The organism is Aminobacter sp. P4_D5, assembly GCF_056401815.1.
Genome location: NZ_JBFUIP010000872.1, coordinates 1 through 645, shown reverse-complemented (window position 1 = coordinate 645; position 645 = coordinate 1). Strand labels below are relative to the sequence as shown.

1 protein-coding gene is annotated in these 645 nt (G+C 70.3%); it reads right to left on the bottom strand.

The window, feature by feature from the left end; translation table 11 throughout:
- On the bottom strand, window positions 1-645 hold a 645-nt coding region (locus AC1DWF_RS35510; protein WP_476843152.1), incomplete at both ends, for a Bug family tripartite tricarboxylate transporter substrate binding protein.

Here is a 645-nt window from a genome sequence, read left to right as displayed (position 1 = left end):
AGGGTGGGCAGGTCGGGGAAATCCACGTGGCGCTCCCGCGCCGCCAGGCCGATCGGCCGCATGCGTCCTTCCCGCATATAGGGTGACGCCACCGAGAGCTCGATGAAGGCGCAGTCGATGTGCCCCGCCACGAGATCGGTGTGCACGGCGCCGCCGCCGCGATAGGGCACMTGCGTGATCTGCGTGCCGGTCGAGCAGCGCAGGCGCTCGCCCGCCATGTAGTGCGGCCCGCCGGGACCGCCGCTGCCGAAGCTGAGGGGGTTGGCGGGGTTCGCCTTCATGTGGGCGATGAGCTGCGGCAGGTCGTGCACCGGCAGATTGGGCCGCACGCAAAGCACCTGCGGCACGTAGCCGACCCAGGCGAGCGGCCGGAAGTCGCGCTCGGGATTGTAGGAAAGCTGCGGATTGACCTGCGGAGAGATGCTGATCGTCGTGGTGGAGCCGACCAGCGTCGTATAGCCATCCGCCGCCGACCGCGCGACGAAGACCGAGCCGATCTCGCCCCCCGCTCCACCGCGGTTGTCCACCACCATCGCCTGGCCGATGGTCTGGCTGACGCGAGTGGCGACAAGGCGACCCACCAGATCCACGGTGCCGCCCGGGGTGAAGGGCACGACGAGGCGCAGCGTGCGGTCCGGGAAGGCC